The organism is Psychrobacter sp. NPDC077938 (genome assembly GCF_044542635.1).
Taxonomy (GTDB): Bacteria; Pseudomonadota; Gammaproteobacteria; order Pseudomonadales; family Moraxellaceae; genus Psychrobacter.
This window is the reverse complement of the sequence record NZ_JBITUW010000007.1, coordinates 31,062-49,553: the sequence shown is the minus strand read 5'-3', so window position 1 is coordinate 49,553 and position 18,492 is coordinate 31,062. Positions and strand designations below refer to the sequence as shown.

Sequence of the window (18,492 nt, the reverse complement as noted above, 5' to 3'; positions counted from 1 at the left end):
GACTAAAAATTAGTTTTGTGATTTACGCTTCATTTGCTCAAAGAATTCATCGTTGGTTTTCGCTTCTTTCAAGCGATCCAACAAGAACTCAGTAGCTTGTACGCCATCCATCGGTTGAAGTAGTTTGCGTAAAATCCATACTTTACGCAGCTTGTCTTCGTCCAATAAACGCTCTTCGCGGCGTGTACCAGATTTTTTGATATTAATCGCAGGGAATACACGTTTTTCAGCCAAGTCACGCTCAAGCGTAATCTCTTGGTTACCCGTTCCCTTGAATTCTTCAAAAATAACGCTATCCATCTTACTACCAGTATCAATCAATGCACTGGCAATAATGGTCAAACTACCACCTTCTTCCACGTTACGCGCCGCACCAAAGAAACGTTTTGGACGTTCTAGAGCATTGGCATCCAGACCACCCGTCAACACTTTACCTGACGATGGAATGACCGTGTTATAAGCACGCGCTAGACGCGTAATTGAATCAAGTAAAATCACCACGTCTTGCTTATGCTCAACCAAACGTTTGGCCTTTTCGATGACCATTTCAGCAACTTGTACGTGACGCTGTGGCGGCTCATCAAAGGTAGAAGCGACCACTTCACCGCGTACGGTACGTACCATCTCGGTGACTTCTTCTGGACGCTCATCAATCAATAGTACGATTAAATAACATTCAGGGTTATTACGAGTGATTGATTGCGCGATGGTCTGTAGCAACATCGTTTTACCCGCTTTTGGCGGTGCGACGATGATAGAACGCTGACCTTTACCAATCGGAGCGATTAGATCGATGATACGACCAGTCAAATCTTCAGTAGTTCCGTTACCAAGCTCAAGTTTTAAATGCTCAGTTGGGAAGAGAGGCGTCAGGTTCTCAAAGATAAGCTTATGACGTGAGCGATCTGGCGTATCAAAGTTGATTTCGCCAACTTTTAATAATGCAAAATAACGCTCAGAATCTTTTGGTGGACGAATCGTACCAGCGATACTGTCACCAGTTTTTAGACTGAAACGGCGAATTTGGCTAGGGCTGACATAAATATCATCAGGACCGGCTAAATATGAGCCTTCTGATGAGCGCAAAAATCCAAAACCATCAGGAAGAACCTCAAGTACGCCGTCACCATAAATGGCTTCACCGTTACGCGCATGGGTTTTTAGAATAGCAAAGATAATGTCCTGTTTACGGCTACGCGCCATATTATCAAGACCCATTTCTTTGGCGATAGCCAATAGCTCAGCGATTGATTTTTTCTTTAATTCAGTAAGATTCATAGATAGGTCATTAGCAATTGATCAGATGAGAGATGCCATTAGCAGCACAAGTCACGACAGTGATTAAAATAACGGTAATATGATGATATGGGTGTGTGCACAGCGCTGTAGTTTATGTAGTTTTGGTTTTATATGTCTGCTTATGTACGCATTGCCATCATTGGAGGCAAGGTAATAAGAAATAAGGATAAAAAAGGCTACATAAGAGTCTGCGTCAAAAACTCAATATCAGTAATTGCGTTTAGTCATTTTGTTCAGCAATGGTGTTTATAATGACGATTGTGTTTTTGTTGATAAACACGAGGAGAATAGCGACAAGATACTTAGGAAAACAGTTGGTTTTCTCTTGTCAGCAGACTATACGGTCTTCACAATAGCGTTGTCAATAAATTTTGCCAAAAAAGTCACATTATCGAGTTTTTTGCACAAAAAACAAGCAAAAAAGCCACTATCTTAGTTAGATAATGGCTTTCTCGGTTATTCTATTTTACCTGCTCAAGGTAATCTAGAGCGAGCAAATTTAACTTATAAATGCTTGTCTAGTACTTTAGCCAATTCAGCTTTTGGCTGTAGGCCCATTACTGAATCAACTTTTTCGCCATCTTTGAATACAAATAGCGTTGGGATATTACGAATACCGAAACGGCTAGCCGCTTGTGGGTTGTTGTCTACGTCTACTTTAACGATTTTAACTTTACCTTGGTACTCAGTCGCTAGATCTTCTAAAATAGGAGCAATGGCTTTACAAGGACCACACCATGGCGCCCAGAAGTCTACTAGTACAGGTACGTCTGATTGTAGAACGTCTTGATCAAAGTCCGTGTCGGTAGTATGTACAATAAGGTCTGACATAATTTTATCTCTCTTGTTTTATTACTTCTATCACCACTCATCAACCTATATATTGGTTTAATAATAAATCAGTTGGTGGTCAAAGAATTGTTTAGAAGGGGTGAAAATGTGCCATTATATTAACATGTTTGCTCTAATTTGACAGATACAGGCTGGTTAAATTGTTTAACAACTAGTATTAGTACAATAAATCGAAACGGTGCAGCACAAGAGTGTCTAATCTGTTATTTAATACGATTATCCTTATCAAAGTATGTATCTCAGCAAGATAGAAGTTTTATGTTTACCTCGTTTGCGTAGTAGCTAGTGATTAGTAGCTAGCGATATTAATAACGTTAAAAATCAGCTAAATTTTTGCCCTTTTATCCAAATAGCCGTCGTTCCTAAAATGGCTATCGTGCCAAATATAGCTATCATTTCCAAAAGATTAACCACCAGAAATCCTTATCTTAAAACCAATTTACATAAGTAGTTAAATTTATGCCTTTTACCGATGAAGAAGTTAATGCCCTCAATGCCCAAGAAAGCGCTTATCCGCTTGAGTTTTTCAAAAAATTTGCGCAAGAGATTACGGTTTACGAAGACGATGATATTTGGGTAGTTGATAAACCTGCAGGCCTATTAAGCGTCGATGGTAAAACACTCAAAGTCAGTCTGCTTGCTCGTCTTGAGCGTGCCAATCCAGCTGTCAAATTGATTCATCGCTTAGATATGGACACGTCGGGACTGCTTATTTTTGCAAAAAATGCAGCAGCGCAAACCAATATCAGTAAGCAATTTATCGAGCGTCTACCGCAAAAGAAATACCAAGCACGTGTCTTTGGTAAGTGGGAGCAGGTCGGCGCAACTGGTGAGATATCAGTGCCAGTACGCTATGAGCCAAGTACCAAACCGCGCCATATCGTCGATCACGACTGGTCAAAGCATGCGCTGACGCTATACGAAGTTGTGGCTCACGAAACCTGTAATGGCGAGGTAGTTACTAGGGTCATGCTAAAGCCAGTCACGGGCCGTAGCCATCAGCTACGCGTACATATGGTCCATGTCGATCATGTGATGATTGGCGATCCGATTTATGCTGAAGGTGCCGCACTAGAGATAGCACCAAGGCTCAACTTACATGCACAGCAATTGCGTTTAAAGCATCCAGTACTGGGTGCTTGGATGGACTGGGAAAGTCCCTGTCCATTTTAAGAGTTAGATTTTGCCGCTTACTGTCAATAGATGCGATAAACAACGGCTCTAAAGCCAGCTATAAAATGCCAGTCATGCAAATACAAGGATGAAAGTATGCTTGATATCACCACGACCAAACAGGCTATCAAGAACCGCCTTAAAGGTAAAAAATCAAAGACGGATAAGGTAGCCGACTATGAAGTATTGATCATCGGTGCGGGTATCGCAGGTATTGGTATGGCTTGCCGTTTACAGCAACAGCAGCATAAAGGCCTATTCGGCCATAAAGCTCCCAAGCAGCAAAAGCAGGTAAGTTCGACTAATAAGCAAAAACCTCCACAGCGCTTTGCTATCTTAGAAAAGCGTGCTGATTTGGGTGGTACATGGGATTTATTTACCTATCCGGGGATTCGCTCTGACTCTGACGCCTTGACCTTTGGTTATAATTTTAGGCCGTGGCTTGATTATAGAATGCTTGCAGCAGGCGATGATATCAAACGCTATATCGCTGATACGGCACGCGAGTTTGGGGTGACCGAACATATCCATTATCAGCATGAAGTTCAGCAGATATCCTGGTCTAGTGAGGATCAACAGTGGTCAGCAACCATCAAAAATCATGCAAACGGTGAGAGGTTTGTTAAGACTGCCAAGTTTATCGTAGGGGCCACTGGTTATTATGATTATGAGCAAGGCTATCGCCCTCATTTTGATGGAGAGGAGGATTTCCACGGTCAAATCGTTCATCCACAGCATTGGAATAATCTAGACTATAATGATAAAAAAGTCGTCGTTATTGGTAGTGGTGCCACGGCGATGACGTTGCTACCTGCGCTAGTAGATAAAGACAATAATCAGTGTGCGCGTCATGTCACGATGCTGCAGCGTACGCCGACCTATGTGGCGAGCGTGCCGGGCGATGACTATGCTATTGACTGGCTATCTGGCAAGTTTTCACCATTATCAAAAGAGCAAGCTTATACGCTACTGCGCGCGCGCAATGTGTTGAGACAGCAAGGCCTGTACAAAGTTGCGACTCATGCACCCAAGGTGATGAAGGCAGTCTTAAGAAGTGGGGTGAAAAAAGAGCTGAAAGGTAGCGGCGTCGATAGCAAGCATTTTATGCCTGACTATAATCCGTGGGATCAACGAGTATGTGCGGTACCTGACGGTGATTTATTCAAAGCCCTGCAGGACAAACGCGCAACAGTAGTGACCGATCAAATCAGTCACTTTACGGCAACGGGAATTATGCTGCAATCTGGCCAGTATCTCGACGCTGATATCATCGTTACCGCGACTGGCTTAAAGCTACAGATGTTGGGCGGGGCAGCGGTATATATCGATGGTCAAGCTGTCGATATTGGCACGCGTATGACCTACAAAGCGGTTATGATAGAAGGCATACCTAATCTGGCGGCACTGTTTGGCTATACCAATGCCTCGTGGACGCTTAAAATTGACTTGGCTTGTCAGTATGTAGTGAGGCTGCTGGGATATATGCATAAAAACCGTTATCAAGTCGCCATGCCACAAGCACAGACTGACGATATGACAGCCTGTGCTCAAGCAGATACCGTAATGGGTTCGCTATCGTCTGGTTATGTCAGACGCGGCAAAGACGAGCTACCTAAGCAAGGCGAGCGCTATCCTTGGTTCGTGACCAACAACTATCTAAGCGATCGAATCATGCTTAAGTATCGTAAGATAAAAGACGACTGGTTACGGTTTAGTCGTTAGTATCTTGGTAATTATTGATGATGGTTGTCGATGAAATCGGCCACTTGCTTGCTTAACATCTGCCACAAGGTCTCTTGGGCGCTTTTGCTGCCCCATGCATTGTGCGGACTAAAGATAACTCGCGGATGGTCGCTGATACTGAGCAATGGGTCATCGTCAGCGATCGGTTCTTGTTCAAACACATCGCTAGCATAGCCGATGATTTGCTTACTATTGATCGCGTCAGTTAATGCTTGGCTATCAACGATGCCGCCACGTGCGACGTTGACGATGAGCGGCTGTTTAACCATTTTCGCCAGAGCATCTTTGTTAATAAGATGCTCAGTTTTTTCATTTAATGGACAGTGCAGACTGATCACATCCGCACGTGCTAGCACTTCATCAAACGCAGTATAGTCGTCGCTGCGTGGTTCGCGTCCTTGGTGTTCTGCCCATAGTACGGTCATACCAAAGGCACGAGCAATCTCGGTCACGCGCTTGCCGATAGTGCCAATACCAATAATACCTAGCGTCTTATCCTCCAAATCAATCAGCGGAATATCTAGCAGGCAAAAATTGCCGTTTGCCAGCCATGTGCCATCAGCGACTTTCTGATGATAATGAATACCAGCACGCATCGCTGTCAGCATGAGCATAAAGGTATGCTCGGGTACGCTTTTGACCGCATAACCAGCGACATTGGACAGCGCAACACAGTGCTTATCGCAAGCCTCTTGATCGACGTTGTTCATGCCAGTAGCAGTCAGCTGGATCAGCTTAAGTTTCGGTAGTTGCTCTATCACTTCCGCACCGATTTGTACTTTATTAGTGATAATAATATCAGCATCTTTGCAACGCTCAATGATGACAGACGTGTCTTTTGGCGTGTCGTTATAAGTGATGTAATCGCTCACACCTATTGGCGCTGGCAGGTCAATACCTTCAGAAAACGTACCTTTATCTAAAAAAACGGCTTGCATGGCTAGTCCTTACTTATTGTTGTCTTATAGATAGTTAGCGAATAAACGGCTATTGCATGAATCCTTATCGGCTTAATGTAGCACGTTGGTATTTTTAGTCAAAAAGAAGTAAGCAGCAAAAAGGAATTTTCACTCTGTTTTTAGCGTGAAAGCAGTATCTATAAAATGAATGTTACTTTAAACAAAGAAAAGACCTCTATTTCAATATCGAAGTAGAGGTCTTATAGTTAGACAATACGTTTTTTCGTTGATGCAGCTTGTATTACAAGCGCTATCAAGCCAACTTTGCAAACACTGTTAATAACAAATGCTAAAAAGAAAAACGCTTGCGCAATTTGCCAATGAAACTGCGTACGCGATTACTCAAATCAATACGCACATCATTGTCAGGGTCGTGTTCGACTTCATAACGTTTTACCAAGTCAGGACTCGCTTTGAGTTTAGTATGATGTTGGAAAGCACGATTAACACTAATCTCTAGCAAGCTCGCGCGCATCGGCTTCGGCAAGCATCGATAGACCTGACCCTTGTTAATTAAATCAATCAACAAACCTGCATCTTGAAACTCAGTTTGCACCAAAACGACCAAATGCGGTGCATCTTGCTTTAAAGTGAAGATTATTGGTGCGATGTTTTCGCCACTAACATTGATGTCAGTAATACATACACCAATGTCATAGTTTGCCAGATAGTCATAAGCCTCCTCTAAACCTTCAGCATGCAGTACCTTATAATTATTGGAAAACTGCTTGCGAATTTGTTCGATTAGCTCATTTGTTTCATCGATAACCAACAGGGTTTGCTTATTGTCTGAGCTATCAATCTGATCGGCATCTTCATCTGGATTGTAAGTCAACGCGATTTCAGTGGCACGCCCAACCACAGCGATGAGTTCCTCAGACTTGCAAGGCTTGGTCAAATAACGATAAATCTCTCCATCGTTGATAGAACCAATAATGGCATTCAAATCGGCATAGCCTGTTAATAAAATACGCATGGTAGACGGTGATATATCTTTTACTTCACGTAAGATATCGACACCGACACGTTCAGGCATGCGTTGGTCACTGACTGCTACGTATACATGGTTATTTTTAATATAGTCGATATATTCAGTGGGATCGGTCGTGATAAAAACATCATGAGTTTTACGAAAGAGGAGTTTCATAGAACGTAAAATGCGTTGTTCATCGTCAATAAACGCAATTTTCGGTTTAGGTCCAGTACTTAGAGCAGAGGGTTGTATGTTGTCTTTAACTTCATTCATGATCGTATCCTTACGATGAATAATAGAGGCTAGATTGTAAATATTATGTCTGTTGTCAGCACAGCGCATAACTGAGCTGCGCCGACAATATAATAAGCGTGTTGCTTATGCCGACATACTTTGTTCCGTTAAATTATTGTTGATAGGTAGGGTTAAGGTAAACACCGTGCCAACACCTTCAGTAGATGTGGCGGTAATCGTACCATTGTGTTGTTCCATGATTTGCTGACTGATTGCCATGCCTAGGCCAGTGCCTTCACCTGCTGCTTTCGTAGTGAAGAAGGGCTCAAATATCTGATCCAATACTGCTTGGCTCATGCCTTTACCATTATCAGTTACTTCAATGTAGACGTTGGTTTCATCAGCGTAGGTACGCACCTCAATCTTGTCATCAGGATTGCCCTCCATTGCTTGCGAAGCATTGTTCAATAGGTTAACTAATACCTGATTGATTTGCGATGGTGAGCATTTGATTTCAGGCGTTGACCCAAAGTTGGTGACAATATCTTGATGTCTGATAGAGTTCCCAGCAATTTTGAGAGAAGATTCTATACATTCGCGTACATCAATGGTCTTCACTTTTGACTCATCAAGACGTGCAAAGTTACGTAAGTTGAGTACCATCTCGGTAATCTGTTCTACCCCAAACAAAGAGTCTTTTATCAGCTCTTTTAGCTCAGATGATAAGTCATCTTCTTCGATTTCATCCGAAGCACGGACAATATCTGCTAGCAGTTTATCTATTTTGTCATCGGCAGCCGATTCAGATTGAACGCCTTTTAACCCTTGTACCAACTCAATCAGCTCTTCGTATTGCTCAGTCAATTGACCGATGATTTCGAGGTTATTTTGTACATAAGATAAAGGTGTATTTACTTCATGAGCAACGCCTGCAACCATCTGACCAAGTGTGGCCATTTTTTCAGAACGGATCAGCTGTAGCTGAGAGTTTTTCAGCTCTTTTAGTGTGTCTTGTAGTTCAGCGGTGCGTTCTTCGACTTTAACCTCTAGCTGTTGATTGATATTGGCAAGCTTACCTTCGTTAGATTGGATACGATGGAGTAGCTCACTGATAGAGTGGTTTACTAGGCCAATTTCATTACGTCCGCCTGAAAATTTGACGTCACTAAGCTTATTATATTGCTTATCATCGATTAGTTTTTCTGCGAGAGAGATTTTGTCTGTGGTCTTTTTCAATGGTTTGAATGCTAAGAATGTCAGCATGAAATAGATCAGTGCAGCGGTTATAAACAGCGCTAGCATGATTAAGTTGATTAGGTTTTTGCTCAAGTTATCTGCGATAGCATTAACGGCAGCATCTGGTTGAACTACGATTAGTTTCCAGTAGGTCTCAGGAATCTGGAAAACATATGCCTGACTACCATTGTAGTAGCTGTCATTGGTTAGATCGAAACTTTGTAGCAAGCGACTGTCCATCGTGCTTGTATTGCTTGCATTAGCATTCAAATAAGCAGCATAGTTGATAAGCTCAGAATTACTAACAGCAGTGGCCTCATTTTTATCAAGTGTTGCAATGACTTGTTGTATTTCAGGAGGCATTTTTGCGGCAATTTGTTTGATAATCTCACTATGCTGAGCATCTAAAAAATCTAAGATAGGTTGCCACGCAGGGTCTGAATCAATGACTTGTTTGATATCCAGTGGGACACCAGTCTCTTCGTCAATATAGTTTAAGCGCTCAGGGTTAGATGAAGCGATAACCTTATTACTGTTATCAATCAATAAAATATAACCTGAGCCAGAGCTTTCACTCAGCTTAACGATGTTTTCTTGTAGCTGGTTGAGTGTAAAGTTAACGGTACTTGCACCCCAAAACTGATTGTCACGTTCAATAGCGACACCGCAGCTCATTGCCAATTCACCTTTGGTTTGAGTGGGGCTTACATCAGCCCATATACAGCCATTAGGTCTGAGTAGTTTTACTTTGTTAAACCAGTTTTCATTGTAATAAGGATTAGCAGGGTTTGGATCCGTTAATATTGCTCGGTAATCGCCATCTTGGCGCACCATCAAAAAGGGATGAGTCGCCGTACTGTCTCCGAGCGCACCATTATCAGGCCAAATACCACCACTACCTAATAAGCTATAATCGCGCTTATCAAAAGCGTTAGCCGTACTGGTCTGCAAAATATTTTCTTCGATTGGCAGTGTTTGAGCGCTTTGCTGCAGTTGCAACGCGCTACGCATGACGCGATTGACATCAGCCGAGATGCTGTTGACGGCGGTATTCCCTCGTTGAGCCACTAGTTTTCCTGACTCAAGTCTGATTTTTTCATAGCCTTCTTTTTCGACAATGTAAACCACAACGGCAACAACAACGGCAAAAGCAAGAAACAAAATAATGGTAACTTGGGTACTGACTTGGTTAAATAAGCCAACTTTTTTGGAGGCACTCATAAATGTATTCATCCTTGAATTATATAAAGTACAAAAAATACGATTAGCAGTATTTTTTGTATAAAAAGAGCTGCGATTATTAATGCTGAATAATTTGATGTCTAAATGTCTGAATAAATAGCACAACGATGTGAAGCCATTACTTCTAAGGAAGGGCGCAATCCATAAACCCATCCGCTTATCTACAAACTAAGTCCCTATAACAAATAGTAAATCCGTCTACCTGTGAACATTGATAGCGGTCGATAAGTAGAAGGAAAGTGCTAAATACTATTTTTTTTAGTTATACACATGAACAATTGACGTAACGAAAAACACATCTATTTTCATAAAGTAACAGTATAGAAACAATTTTATGATGTAAATGTTTTTTCTATACTTGCGAGTCGTTATCTTATTGTTTTATATGACCAACTTATGCTTAGCATTCGCGTCATCTTGTATGAATCTGCTCTTGAAAAGTCAACTTAACGCACTCATCTACCCGCTAACGTTATATAATGGTTGGGCTGAACGATTGGCTTGATTGGTGTTGTGGCACTTCTTCTATGTCTTTTTGACATTTTATGGTGTGAACAACCTTATTTAGCCATTGTTAGCCGCCATTGCTGTTTTCTAAGCTATCTATTTAATTTCTTACTACCTGAGTACAAAAGACATCGCCTTATGACTATCTCTATTGCTTCATTGCACAGTACTGAATTCGCCGTTGGTCAACGTTATTTATCTGATACGGAGTCTGAGCTTGGCTTAGGTGTGGTCATCGATGTTGACGACCGATGTGTGCATATTTTATTTCCGCAAAGTGAAGAGACACGCGTCTACGCAAAAAACTCTGCGCCATTATCGCGCGTGGTGTTTAAGGTGGGCGATAGCATCTACGATCAAGATGGCAAAAGCTATACGGTCAATGCCGTTGATGAAGTAATGGGCGTACTGAAATATGGCGTCGATGAGCACGAGCGCGGCATCATGGAAACCCGCCTTGCTGCCAATATCACGTTGGCCAAGCCGCTTGAGCGTTTGCTTGCTGGCCGTATTGAACGTGGTGACTGGTATGAGCTGCGTCAAGATATCTTGCGCATGCAGTCGGCGCTGGCAGGTCATCCACTAAAAGGCCTAATGGGTGCACGTGTCGATATCATCGAGCATCAGCTATATATCGCACATGAAGTCGGCAAGCGTATCGCGCCGCGTGTACTACTGGCTGATGAGGTTGGCCTTGGTAAAACTATCGAAGCGGGCATGATTATTCATCAGCAGTTGCTAACAGGCAAAGCTGAACGTGTGTTGATTTTGGTGCCAGATAGTTTGCAGTACCAATGGATGATTGAGTTACGTCGTCGCTTTAATCTGAATTTTGCCTTGTTTGACTTGGTGCGTACTGCAGCTATTAAAGAACACGACCCTGAACAAAACGTCTTTGCCACTGAGCAATGTATCATCGGTGGCATGGATCTGTTACTCGATCACCCAGACTTATATGACCAAGCGATGGATGCAGGGTTTGATTTATTGGTCGTCGATGAGGCACATCATCTGCATTGGGATGAAGCACAGGGCGGCAATGATAAGTATGACTTGATTGCGGATTTCGCCGAAGAAACGCCAGGCGTGATGCTATTGACAGCGACGCCAGAGCAGCTTGGTGCGCAAAGTCACTTTGCCCGTCTGCGTTTGCTGGATCCAGATCGCTTTGATGATTTAGATGAGTTTATCGATGGTCAAGAAGCTTTTGCAGAAACAGCAGCAGTTGCTGGTGTCTTAATAGAAGAAAAGCCATTGAATGAAGGCCAAATCGCTGCTTTAAGTAGTCTATTAGATATTAGTATTGAAGAGCTATCCTCAATCAATGAAGATGAAAAACTGCGTACACATGCGCTAAACGAGCTATTAGATCGTCATGGTACCGGTCGTATTTTGTTCCGTAATACTCGTGAGAGTGTCAAAGGTTTCTACGGCCGTAGTAGCCAACCATATCCACTGCCATTACCTGAAGCATGGAAAGACAGCTATCAAACCAATGGTAAGTTGCGTGAGCAGCTATGGGGCGAAGAAAACCAACCAGATGGTGGCTGGCTAGAAGATGATCCACGCGTTTCTTGGTTGATTGATATCTTACGCGGTGAGCTTAAGCATCAAAAAGTCCTATTAATTGCTCGTAGTGGTGCGACGGTAGAGAGTTTAGAAGCGGTATTGCGTCTGCATGCCGGTATCAAAACAGCTATCTTTACTGAGCAGATGACTTTGCTTGAGCGTGACCAAGCGGCCGCATTCTTTGCAGATAGCGAAGGTGCGCAGATACTACTGTGTTCGGAGATTGGTTCAGAAGGTCGTAACTTCCAGTTTGCAAGCCAGTTAATACTATGGGATTTGCCTGCTAATCCAGATACCTTAGAGCAGCGTATCGGCCGTCTAGATCGTATCGGTCAGACACAGCAAATCATGCTACATGTGCCTTATGTGCAAGGTACAGCGCAAGAGCGTCTGTATCAGTGGTATAACGATGCGCTGAATATGTTCAATCAGATATCGCCAACCGCACAAAGCGTGCAAGAGCAATATATCCAAGAGCTTAAGCCAATGCTTGAGGGTGCTGATAATCCTGAGAACAATGTCATCTTGCAAGACATCATTGACGAGGCGCTACAGACACGTTTGGGACTAGAAGCACAGCTACAAGCTGGTCGTGACCGTCTGCTAGAGTACAACTCATGCCGTCCGCGTGTCGCTGGTCGTATCGCTGATGCTATGCGTGACTTTGATGGTAATAATTTGCTGCCGCACTTTATCGAGCGTTTCTTTGCGTCTGCCAATATCGATCATAACATTCAACGTGATGGCTCGTGGGTGATCGCACCGATCGATAGCACCGAAATTAGTGATTATATTGATGGCTTGCCACTTGGTGATGAAGACGGTATGACGTTGACCTTTGAGCGTGAGCAAGCGCTTCAGCGTGAAGACATCGAGTTTATCACTCACGAGCATCCATTGATGCGGGCAATTTATGAGCTAGCGAGCACCAGCACCTTTGGTAATACGACAGTTGCTATGCTCAAAAGTGCCGCTGTTCCGCAAGGTATGGTACTGCTAGAGGTGAATTTCCGTGTTGAAGCGATTGCGCCAAAAGTGCTCAATCTGCCAGCGACTTTGTCCACACAAAATATCCGTGTCTTTATCAGTGAGCAGGGCAGTGATTTATCGGCTCGTATCAGTGCTGAGATGATTATGCCGCACGTTGAGCGTTTGGATAAAAACCGTGCCCGCCAAGTCATTAAAGTACGCGGTGATGTGATTGAGCAGCGTTATTACGAAGCTGAAGACATTGCTCGTCAGCAGATCGCTGAAATTGGTGAGCAAGCAAATAGCCGCTTTAGCCAGCAGTGGTCACGCGAAATCAAACGTCTAAAACATCTACAGACGATCAATCCAAACGTACGTCCTGAAGAGATTGAGCGTTTAGAGCAGCTTAAAGCTCAAGGTGAGCAAGCGCTTGGTAACTTGTCCTTAGTACCGGATTCTATTCGCGTACTCGTAGCAGTTAAGCCATAAATATCGGCGTATTTGTCAAAAACGAGGTGTTATTATACATCTCGTTTTTTTATGGTTGAGATTGCTTGCTTTGCTCTTTAGTTGCGATTTGTCTAGCAAAAACAGCTAAGCAATACTTATGAGTAAGTCGACAGTAACTAGTCAAAGCCACCAATATTGGGTAAGATGTTTACCTTTTCTATAGAAAATAAATATTCGGTAATAACATCGCTAACGATGTCTGTATGTTTATTTTAAGGTCTCCTTCGACAGATCTTAACAAGTGATCTCGCATTATTTTACATTCAAATATGATGGCTATATGGCATCAATATCATCAGATGCTGAGCGTTTTTGATAAAAATAAGGAAACATATCGTCATGTCCGATAATCTACAACTGATTGATGAGCTGCTGGCTACTATCGCGCTTATTGAAGTTACCCCTGATGTGTTTGAGGGTAAAAGCCATGACTATGTGGGCAGTCGTATATTTGGTGGGCAAGTGCTCGCCCAAGCGATTATGGCAGCGGCGCATACATTAGATAAAGACAAACCTTGTCACTCACTGCATGGGTATTTTTTGCGTGGTGGCGATATCAACCAACCGGTGATATACCAAGTCCGTCGATTGCGTGATGGTCGTAGCTTGTCTGCACGTGAAGTCACGGCTATCCAGTACAAAGAAGTACGTGGTAAGCCGCCTGTTGAGCAAGTGATATTTTCAATGATTGCCTCGTTTTCGCCGATGGAAGATGGGCTTGAGTATCAAGAAGATATGCCTGTCTATCCACCGCCAGAAGACTTGCTGACAGAGCAAGATTTAAAGGAAGAGAATGTCGGAAAAGTGCCAGAAGCGCTAAAAGCAAGATTTATGCGCCGCCGTCATGTCGAGATTAAACCAGTTAAGCCGCGTAATCCGATTAGCCCAGAACCAATGAAACCTAAGCAAGCAAACTGGCTACGCATTCGTGAATTGGGCAATCAGCCAGTGGCTATTCAGCAAGCGTTATTGGCATTTTCGTCTGACTTTTATTTGGTTGGCACAGGGCTAATGTCACATGGTGTTAGCTTTATGACCAGTGGTCTACAAGCTGCCAGTATCGATCATTCGATGCATTTCCATCGCGATTTTGATTTGAATAAATGGATGCTGTATGACATGTGGAGTGATACCACGTCTAATGCGAAAGGCTTGAACCATGGTCAGTTTTGGCAAGATGGCAAACTGGTCGCTACTGTGCAACAAGAAGGACTCATGCGTTTACGTGTACCAAAGTCTTAGAGTGCTGTAGACTCAGCTACCTTTAGATTGTCATCATAAAAAAGCGACTCATTATTAATAGTGGGTCGCTTTTTTTTATTCCAATTTTTATTCTAAGATTTTAACCATCGCGCGAGGTAGCCCTAGGCTGTCTTGCGCTTTTTGTTCGGTCAACCACTTAAAGTCAATTTCAGCCGCTGCTAATTTCTGATTTAACTCAGTTACCTGCGTCGCGTCGATCGTCAATTTACGCGGGGTCAAATACCAGTGAAAGTGCGTCAGCGAATGCTTAATAGGGGCGTCATCGAGTAAAGTATTGCTAACTGATTTTGCCACCAGTTTATTTTTTATCAGCCATTCATTTATGATTTGCTCAGCAGTAGTAAATTCTGCTTCGTATACTTTTTCATTACTACGTACGTCATTTGGCATATTCGATAGTTTGTCATCGTTAGCTAGTGTCTTTTTAACGGTAGCCTTAGTGTTCGCTTTACCATTAACTTTTTCCACGAACTGTAATGGCAAACTCCACAATCCACCCCAGATACCGTTGTCAGGGCGCTGTAGCCACAATATCTCACTGTCTGCACTTTCGATTAGCAGTGCATCACTGAATTTATTAGGTTTGGGCTGCTTTTTTGCTTTGACGGGATAATCAGTCTCGCGCCCTTGCGCATGGGCTAGGCAGTCTTCTTTTAATGGACATAATAGGCAGGCAGGCTTGCTACGGGTACATAATGTCGCGCCCATATCCATCATGGCTTGCGCAAACAATCCTGAATGCTCTGTAGGTGTCAGTCGCTCTGCCAATGCCCATAAATCTTTGGTGGTAGCAGATTTAGTGATATCGCCGTCGATAGCGGCCCAACGTGTCAGCACTCGTTTGACATTACCATCGCAGATGACGCCATAATGATGTAATCCCATCGCCATAATCGCGCCAGCAGTCGATGGCCCAACGCCCGAAATCGCTTCCCATCCTGCTAGTGTCTGCGGAAACTCGCCCGTTTCATCGATGATCTCAACCAACTGCTTAGCACCTTTGTGCAAATTACGTGCGCGTGCATAATAGCCAAGCCCTGCCCAATGCTCTGCTACGGTATCCCACTCTGCTGCTGCTAAATCTTGCACGGTCGGAAACGATGCCATAAAGCGTGCAAAGTAGGGCAGTACTGTGGTCACTTGCGTTTGCTGAAGCATCACTTCGGATAACCAAACGATATAAGGATTGGGCGTATCGGTTTGATGCTGTTGCCAAGGTAAATCATGGCGACCGTTTTCGGCAAACCAATCGAGTAGGCGTGGGGCGAAGGCACTGAGGGAAGAGGTGGAGTGGTTAAAGTTGGTATCAGAAGGTGTAGAGTTGGCAGTTGGCTGGGTCATAGGCTCTTATATTTGGTTTTTTGAAGGTAAACAATTATACCTGAGATACGTATTTTCTACGACCCAACTCTGACGTAATGTACTGAAATAATATAATAAAAATAACTACTTAACGATGTCGAAAAGTAGGAGGTTATTGATAGTATGGTCGATGTATTTATAGATATAAGAGTTATTGTCTTTAAATTTTATTAAATAATCTGTTTCTGCACTAAACTTATAAATATCTAGGATTTCACTTAATGTCTGAGCCGCACGTCGGCGATCAAAATGGCCTGTAGGCAAGTATAAACATTCTTCTCCAAAGTATTTGTTAAAAATAATGGAAATTATATCCCTTAATCCTACCTCCTCCACTGAGCTATACTCTGAGACAGTGAGCTGAGATGCATTAGTAAAGTGTAAAAACTTAACGTCATCAATTTCTTTATTGTTTATCTCCTGAAATATTTCTTCATCAATCATATAGACAAAGGATAGGAAAACCATCAGAATTTGCTCAACAATCTGTGACTTACTTTGTTCTTTGTCTTCAAAAATTATTAGCGTTTCTATACAACGAACAGTCTGTTCAATTTTACGAAGTGATAATTCACTGAGATCCAAGAAGGTTGGGATTTCATATATGAATTCATTATCTTTAAATTCTTGAGGGATAACTTTACTAGCTTGTACCGTAGCTTTAAAGTAAGTAACGTTATTTTCAATAGACCTACCTTCGATATCTTTTATAGAAGTTGGCAAATTGATTTGATATTTAAAGAATTTATATAGATAATCGCGAGAGTTGGTTTCGCTACCATAGCTATGTTTGATAGTCGCTTTAAGCTGCTCAGCATTGGTAATCAAAATAATCTGCACATTTTTAACATCAAAAACATGCTTGATGGTCTCTAGCATCATCACTGCAAAGTCTGGACGACAACGGTCAAGCTCGTCAATCAGTAAAATGATAGGGTTTGTGGAAGCAATATCTGATAGAGCATCACGCAATGTCGATAAATTCTTTTCAGCTTCCACTTGGTCTTTAATCATAGACTCAAGTGATTGGTCGATAAGAGATTTTGACCCGTCCTTTATTTCTTCTACTCCATCTACTAGTGCATCAGGAATATCTGCCGCATATCTACCGAATGCAAATCCTAACCCTGCTTTGAGACCTATACCAGAAATCAACCTTAAGTAAGGAACTGCATTTTTTACAAAATTCTTGCGCTTTTCATCTTTTTCATCATAGAAACTAGCCACCTCAGCTATAAGTGTTAACAGTGGCTCATTAGCATGATCAGCTTGAAAGGCGTTCACGTAGCCAACTTTATAGTTATTGGGATTATGTGCTTGAATTAGATTTTTAAGCTTGAAGCAAAACTCGGTTTTACCTGTACCCCATTTACCGTCGATGATAAGTGGTGAGACATCAATATCTGAGTCCAAGAGTTTAATGATTTTTTCAGCGATAGGCTTCCGCGTGAACTCATCTCTACTAGAAAAAGTTAACTCTTTCATTACGCTGTAATCTGTCATTGAGCACTCTCTATATTTATAATTCTGATATACGATACTGATGTTATACAGATAATACAGACATAAAAAAAGCCCATAAGGGCTTTTATATAGGTAATAGCTTTTTGAGTAATGAGCCTTTAGATAAACGCTACTTCCGATTCTTCCGCGTTTTTAGACGACGTAAGCGTTTTTCTTCCTCTTTCGCTTTTTTCTTCTCTTCAGCAGCGAGTCGTTGTTCAGCGACGACGATTTCTTCAGCTTCAGTCATCGCTGGTGTTTCTAGCGTGATACGACCAATCTTTGCGCTACGCAGCTCGTTGATGAGAATCTCAGACATACGGTATGTATCGACTTGATTGCCCGCGCGTACACAGCCGCGATTACGTCCAGCCACTTCAAAAAACTCCCAGTCGGTTTTCGGCAGCGCTTCAATTTTGTAGCGAGTTTTTAGCAGCTCAGGATAGGCTTGCATTAGGTACTCAGCGGTATAGCTGGCTACATCAGCGAAGTCAAAAGCAGTATCACGGATACCGCCCGTCGCTGCTAAACGATAGCCAGAGTTTTCGTTTTCAACCTTTGGCCATAGCATACCAGGTGTGTCATAGAGCATGATGTCATCGTCGAGTTTAATCAGCTGCTGCGACTTGGTCACGGCTGGCTCGTCGCCTGTTTTTGCCACAGCGCGTCCTGCTAGCGTATTGATTAGCGTTGATTTGCCAACGTTTGGAATACCCATAATCATCGCTTTGATTTGACGACCAGTCCCGACTTTATTGGGTACAAGATGCTTACAGATGGCGATGATGCGTTTTACATCATTGGCTTTTTCAGTATCGCAAGCAATGGCTTTGACCCCATCTTGCTGCTCGAGATAATCCATCCATGCTTGAGTCAACTCAGGATCGGCAAGGTCAGCTTTGTTCAGGATTTTGATAACAGGTTTTTCGCCGCGTAGTGCTGCGACCATTGGGTTTTCACTACTATACGGAATACGCGCATCGATGACCTCGATGACCAAATCCATCTGCGGCATGACTTCTTTGATTTCGTTACGGGCTTTGTTCATATGCCCAGGGAACCACTGAATACTTGCTCTCTTATCCATCTGCTTTCATA

12 protein-coding genes are annotated in these 18,492 nt (G+C 42.7%); 4 read left to right on the top strand and 8 right to left on the bottom strand.

Annotated elements, in window-relative coordinates; all coding sequences use genetic code 11:
- Positions 1–9: 9 nt before the first annotated feature.
- Positions 10–1,278 (bottom strand): transcription termination factor Rho, encoded by a 1,269-nt coding sequence (rho, locus tag ACIGBM_RS11845; RefSeq protein ID WP_055125334.1) that lies wholly within the window; start codon positions 1,276–1,278, stop codon positions 10–12.
- A 525-nt stretch (positions 1,279–1,803) separates the two neighbouring features.
- Positions 1,804–2,130: a thioredoxin gene (gene trxA / locus ACIGBM_RS11840; RefSeq protein ID WP_057761928.1), complete on the bottom strand. Its 327-nt coding sequence runs from the start codon at positions 2,128–2,130 to the stop codon at positions 1,804–1,806.
- Between the two features lie 480 nt (positions 2,131–2,610).
- Between trxA and ACIGBM_RS11835 the strand changes: the two genes are divergently transcribed.
- Together ACIGBM_RS11835 and ACIGBM_RS11830 are read left to right on the top strand one after the other, a co-directional pair.
- A complete protein-coding gene (locus ACIGBM_RS11835; RefSeq protein WP_397477882.1) occupies positions 2,611–3,324 on the top strand; it encodes an RluA family pseudouridine synthase in 714 nt (237 codons plus the stop codon).
- Positions 3,325–3,420: 96 nt separating this feature from the next.
- Positions 3,421–5,046, top strand: coding sequence for a flavin-containing monooxygenase (locus ACIGBM_RS11830; protein ID WP_397477881.1), 1,626 nt, complete (start codon positions 3,421–3,423; stop codon positions 5,044–5,046).
- 11 nt (positions 5,047–5,057) lie between these two features.
- On the opposite strand, the gene ACIGBM_RS11825 is transcribed toward ACIGBM_RS11830, so the two are convergent.
- From ACIGBM_RS11825 to ACIGBM_RS11815, 3 genes are all read right to left on the bottom strand, one after another.
- On the bottom strand, positions 5,058–6,005 hold the full coding sequence (locus ACIGBM_RS11825) for an NAD(P)-dependent oxidoreductase (protein WP_397477880.1): 948 nt from the start codon (positions 6,003–6,005) through the stop codon (positions 5,058–5,060).
- A 310-nt stretch (positions 6,006–6,315) separates the two neighbouring features.
- Positions 6,316–7,272: a response regulator gene (locus ACIGBM_RS11820; RefSeq protein ID WP_341610299.1), complete on the bottom strand. Its 957-nt coding sequence runs from the start codon at positions 7,270–7,272 to the stop codon at positions 6,316–6,318.
- 105 nt (positions 7,273–7,377) lie between these two features.
- Complete coding sequence (locus ACIGBM_RS11815; protein WP_397477879.1) at positions 7,378–9,690, bottom strand: ATP-binding protein; 2,313 nt, start codon at positions 9,688–9,690, stop codon at positions 7,378–7,380.
- 666 nt (positions 9,691–10,356) lie between these two features.
- Between ACIGBM_RS11815 and rapA the strand changes: the two genes are divergently transcribed.
- Together rapA and ACIGBM_RS11805 are read left to right on the top strand one after the other, a co-directional pair.
- Positions 10,357–13,245 (top strand): RNA polymerase-associated protein RapA, encoded by a 2,889-nt coding sequence (gene rapA, locus ACIGBM_RS11810; protein ID WP_397477878.1) that lies wholly within the window; start codon positions 10,357–10,359, stop codon positions 13,243–13,245.
- Positions 13,246–13,605: 360 nt separating this feature from the next.
- Positions 13,606–14,508, top strand: coding sequence for an acyl-CoA thioesterase II (locus ACIGBM_RS11805; RefSeq protein ID WP_057761915.1), 903 nt, complete (start codon positions 13,606–13,608; stop codon positions 14,506–14,508).
- An 87-nt stretch (positions 14,509–14,595) separates the two neighbouring features.
- Here the strand turns inward: ACIGBM_RS11805 and mutY are convergent, their stop codons facing one another.
- From mutY to ylqF, 3 genes are all read right to left on the bottom strand, one after another.
- Positions 14,596–15,870 carry an A/G-specific adenine glycosylase gene (gene mutY / locus ACIGBM_RS11800; protein ID WP_397477877.1) on the bottom strand — a complete coding sequence of 425 codons (1,275 nt, stop codon included), beginning with the start codon at positions 15,868–15,870 and terminating at the stop codon, positions 14,596–14,598.
- Between the two features lie 105 nt (positions 15,871–15,975).
- Positions 15,976–17,394, bottom strand: coding sequence for a P-loop NTPase fold protein (locus ACIGBM_RS11795; RefSeq protein ID WP_397477876.1), 1,419 nt, complete (start codon positions 17,392–17,394; stop codon positions 15,976–15,978).
- Positions 17,395–17,524: 130 nt separating this feature from the next.
- Positions 17,525–18,481 (bottom strand): ribosome biogenesis GTPase YlqF, encoded by a 957-nt coding sequence (gene ylqF, locus ACIGBM_RS11790; protein ID WP_397477875.1) that lies wholly within the window; start codon positions 18,479–18,481, stop codon positions 17,525–17,527.
- Positions 18,482–18,492: the final 11 nt, after the last annotated feature.